The sequence below is a fragment of the Candidatus Saccharibacteria bacterium genome (genome assembly GCA_016191105.1).
Taxonomy (GTDB): Bacteria; Patescibacteriota; Saccharimonadia; order CAILAD01; family BJGX01; genus JACPPH01.
Genome location: JACPPH010000010.1, coordinates 1 through 4,161 on the forward strand (window position 1 = coordinate 1; position 4,161 = coordinate 4,161).

Genomic DNA, 4,161 nt, shown 5'->3' on the forward strand with positions numbered 1-4,161 from the left:
CACTAGAGATCATTTCATTAAATGTTTCTTAGGCGGGATCTTAGCAGAGTTTCAGGCCAGAAGAAGCCATCCAGAACTGTTTCGTGACCCATTTACACTACTTAAAAGTATAGCTGTTCCGGTTTAGTGGACAGAACCAGACACTTGTGTTAATGACATATGTATAGTAATATGACTGTATGAAGAACTACAGCTTTCAAAAGTTTACATCCAATAACACAAGGCTAGAGAGTAGAGTTACCATAACTCGAAACTACGCCATTGGTTTTCCAACAAAGTTCTATAACGATAACAACTTTGCCAACTATAAGTACGTTGTGTTGTATTATGATACAGAAAACAGAGCTATAGCTATAAAGCCAACTAATGCAGAAGAAGAAGGCAGAATATCAATCTTAAAAAGCAAACAGGGTTACGGGGGTCACATTATAGCAAAAAGCTTTTTCAAAATGCACAATATCAGTGTAGAGGACTACAGGGGAAGGCATGAGTGGCAAAAACTACCAGCGCCTCAGCTCGGTTTGGCGCCCGAAGGACATGTTTTTATCATTGAACTAAGTCCTTACAAGGAGAACTAATTAGAATGGGAGGGTGAATTATTGTCTTGAACCCAAAATAAAAGATAGCCGCTGGTACGGCTATCTATAAACAGTCGCGAAAACTGTATTTTTATTGTACCAGCTTATGTGAAATACAGAAAACTTAACAATAAAGGGAGGAAAAGTGCAAAAAGCATTAGTAACCTGTATAAACAAAAACGATCGGTTAAATCCATACGAGCGCATCACACATGTTGGTGGCCCAGGATGGAAGTTGACAACTAATCAAGTTATTACCGAAATACTTACGGGCAATTGGGCATTCTATGTAGAACTGCCGTATGGACATTCCGTGCGGTTGGTGGTGGCCCGCAGTCCTTACGGGAATCGGTATGTTAAGACCGAATCTGATGGTGAACATCCCAACAACCTACTATCATTACCTGAGTGTAAGTAGCTTGTTTAAGAGCCCCGAAAGGGGCTTTTTTTGATATACTCAACAATATGAAGCTTGCTGAATTCAAAAAAAAAGTTCCGCATCCGTTGCGACCGGTAACGCTAATACTTTTGGTTGATGAAGACCGAGTGTTGTTAGCCATGAAGAAGCGTGGTTTTGGTGAAGGTTGGTGGAATGGTGTGGGTGGTAAAGTTGAAGAGGGCGAGACGATCGAGCTGGCAGCTAAGCGCGAGGCCTATGAAGAAATTGCGGTTAGGCCCACAAAACTAAACCAGGCAGCCACTATAAACTTTTACTTTCTCGATGAGCCGATCGAAAAGAATTGGAACCAGCAGATGCATGTGTTTTTGTGCGATAGTTGGGCGGGAGAGCCCAAGGAATCAGAGGAAATGCGCCCAGAATGGCACGCTAAAAGTAGACTTCCTATTGATAAAATGTGGCCGGGAGATAGGATCTGGATGCCAAAAGTTTTGGCTGGTGAAAAGGTTAAAGCAGACCTTGCATTTAACGCCAATAAAGAAGTGGAAGAGCACATAATTTACTAATGAAGCAGCACGTTCTTAAATTCCGGGCTAGCGATAAGGCAGAGTTCCAAACGATTACGGATGGCAAAAAGACTGTTGAAACCAGAGCGGCGACAGATCGATACAAAAAATTCGAGGTTGGCGATGTTTTGGTAATTAAGTGCGGTGGCGAACAAGTCGAAAAAACAATTAAAAAGATCAAAATTTACTCTGGCGTAGATGAGCTAATTGAATCTGTTGGCTTGCCAAACGTTATGCCGTTAGTAAAAGATATAGAAGAGGCTAAAAGGGCTTGGTATTCGTATCCTGGCTATAAAGAGAAAATTGCCGAATACGGTCTCGTGGCTTGGTATATATAAACGAAGAAGCCGCCGAAGCGGTGAGGCCAAGGGGCTTCTCCGTCTCGACGACCTACGTGCGGTCTACGGGAGGTCAGGAAGCGTGATCTCAGGATACAACCATTCGGTAGTTTCCTTTGTCACGATCCAGGACACAGACGGTTGTGTGGGCCAGGTAACCATCTGAAGGTAGCCCTTGTGCGTGGTTATGCCACGTGGACCAGCCTCGGGGCAATAGATGCCCAATAGCCACACACCTTTGGTGTTCTTGTACAGATATTGGGCAACGAACCGAACGAATCCATACCTGGAGTATTCATCTCGTCCCACCTCCTCAATGTGGAACTTGACTATCCGGCGTCCTCGGCCGACCTCGAACTGGGGAGGTCGGCTTAAGTCATAGGGTTCGCTTCGGGCTAGGTCGAATGACCAAAGGTGGCGGTCTGGACCGACCTCGATTCTTTCTACGTCACCTGCTTCTAGAGCCATGCTGGCTCCTTTCCTGGTTGTGCCCGTTTTTTGTAAGGGCGGGTGCCTGATTTGCGCTGGCTACGAGCCAGTCGCTATTAATACTACTACCCCAGTTGTTAAAAACAAGCATAAAACAGAAGAGACCCCCAAGAGGGGACCCGGGGGTCTCTTCCTGAGGGTCTTGCGAATTATTATTGTTTCTCCGACTGAGCTAGACGCTCACGAGGTCTGGCTCGGTCTCAGCGAACAGCTCTTTGACCAAGGGGCCACGCCACATGGCCTCTAGGAACCGTTCGAGATTGTCGCTGTGCACGTCGAGGAACTCCTCCTTGGCGTCGTGCAGGTGCTCAGGCAGCGGCGACTGGCAGAACAGTCTGGTTAGTCGTCGCCGGAGCTTTTCGGTGGTGCAACCTGGTGGTCGGAACGACGCTCTGGTAATCCGGAGCCCATGGTCTTGGAGGGCCTGACCCAGAGTCCCCATGAGCTTTATGTTGCGCACTACCAGCGCCAGATCACTGAAATCGTCGTCCCACTTGCCCCCATGATCGAAGCGGAAGCACTCGTTGGCGAGCTCGTTCTGTTCGAAGACCTGCACAACGGCCGCCTGTGCCGGCTCGAAGGGTGCTTTTTCGAAGTACAGCACCATTCCCCCTATATCTTCAGATTCCTCCAACTTACTTACCTCCCGGTAATTTGGTCGAATATGAACAGTAAGTATACCAGATAAGCACAAGGGCTGTAAAGGGTAAAATTTGCGTTTAAGGGGTTGGCAAGAAAGCAGTAGCGTATTACAATCAAGCTAAGAGTAATTTTACTATTTAATAAAAGGAACATAATTACATGCCAGAAGACAAAAACAGTGCACCGGCTCCAACACCAACTAACAGCGGCGGCTCCAACAGCTCCAATGACACCCTAATGGGGGTTTTGGCTTACTTAGGAGTTTTGTGCCTAATTCCGCTGCTGGGCGCCAAAGACGATGCCTTTGCGCAATATCACGCTAAGCAAGGCGTAAACCTGCTTCTGTTAGAGGTAGTTATAGTGGCGGCTCAGTGGGTAATCGGCCTAGGCGGGCTATTTATTGGCCTAGGATTCATATTCTTCTTGTTCCCACTACTATGGCTGGGAATCTTGGTGCTTAGTATAATTGGTATTGTGAATGTGGTGAACCACAAGACCGAGCCTTTGCCCCTTATTGGCGGCATCAAGCTAATCAAGTAACTTGCTAATTTACAGCACGAATTACGGCGTTGCTTGCCTCGGTTCTTGCTCTCCGTACTAGCCTGTACGGTTCGCCGCGATCCTCGTTAGCGCCTTGTACTTCGAGGCTGAAAATTACCAATTAATATCCAAATGGCCAGTAGACATACCGGTCGTTTTGGTTTGTGCGGCTCATAGTTTTTATGGTTTAATAGTAGGTAATGATCAGCAAAACTAAAATCAAAAGTTACTGGGGGAGCGATTTTGTTTTTTTGGTTAAATGTGCGCTTTATCTGCTGCTAGGCACTGTTTGGATAGCTTGGGGTGGCCACCGTTGGCTGCCGGTGGGTGTGGTGGCAGGGTTCTGCTTGAGTAAGATTGAGTTTTTGCGCCTCAATCGCAAGATCGAGTATGCCTTGTTAGTTGTGGGCGCATTGTTGGGTCTCTACGGCCTAGGCATTACCATTGGCTTATAGAGCTTACTCAATAAGAGGGTATTGTTAACGTGTTGGTACAAAAGTTAATGTTTTTGTAAGAAATTCCAGGGGCGAGTCAAATAATTGGGGTGAGGAAAAACGAGCACAGAATTCACTCACATAGTCCGAAGCCGTGTCTGGTGTTATGTGATGGTA

General features: G+C 46.5%; 7 protein-coding genes. 6 read left to right on the forward strand and 1 reads right to left on the reverse strand.

Translation table 11 applies throughout. The annotated features are described in order from the left end of the window. The first annotated feature begins 179 nt into the window (after positions 1 to 179). From HYX70_05245 to HYX70_05260, 4 genes are all read left to right on the forward strand, one after another. On the forward strand, positions 180 to 578 hold the full coding sequence (locus tag HYX70_05245) for a hypothetical protein (GenBank protein MBI2798659.1): 399 nt from the start codon (positions 180 to 182) through the stop codon (positions 576 to 578). Between the two features lie 145 nt (positions 579 to 723). Then, complete coding sequence (locus tag HYX70_05250; protein MBI2798660.1) at positions 724 to 996, forward strand: DUF3892 domain-containing protein; 273 nt, start codon at positions 724 to 726, stop codon at positions 994 to 996. Between the two features lie 47 nt (positions 997 to 1,043). Continuing rightward, a complete protein-coding gene (locus HYX70_05255) occupies positions 1,044 to 1,541 on the forward strand; it encodes an 8-oxo-dGTP diphosphatase (GenBank protein ID MBI2798661.1) in 498 nt (165 codons plus the stop codon). Next, positions 1,541 to 1,879, forward strand: coding sequence for a hypothetical protein (locus HYX70_05260; protein MBI2798662.1), 339 nt, complete (start codon positions 1,541 to 1,543; stop codon positions 1,877 to 1,879). Before HYX70_05255 ends, HYX70_05260 begins: the two co-directional genes overlap by 1 nt. A gap of 661 nt (positions 1,880 to 2,540) precedes the next feature. Here the strand turns inward: HYX70_05260 and HYX70_05265 are convergent. After that, complete coding sequence (locus tag HYX70_05265) at positions 2,541 to 2,975, reverse strand: hypothetical protein (GenBank protein MBI2798663.1); 435 nt, start codon at positions 2,973 to 2,975, stop codon at positions 2,541 to 2,543. Between the two features lie 194 nt (positions 2,976 to 3,169). On the opposite strand from HYX70_05265, the gene HYX70_05270 reads away from it, so the two are divergent. Continuing rightward, positions 3,170 to 3,550, forward strand: coding sequence for a DUF4870 domain-containing protein (locus HYX70_05270; GenBank protein ID MBI2798664.1), 381 nt, complete (start codon positions 3,170 to 3,172; stop codon positions 3,548 to 3,550). A 200-nt stretch (positions 3,551 to 3,750) separates the two neighbouring features. Next, positions 3,751 to 4,005 (forward strand): hypothetical protein, encoded by a 255-nt coding sequence (locus tag HYX70_05275; protein ID MBI2798665.1) that lies wholly within the window; start codon positions 3,751 to 3,753, stop codon positions 4,003 to 4,005. The last annotated feature ends 156 nt before the right edge of the window (positions 4,006 to 4,161 follow it).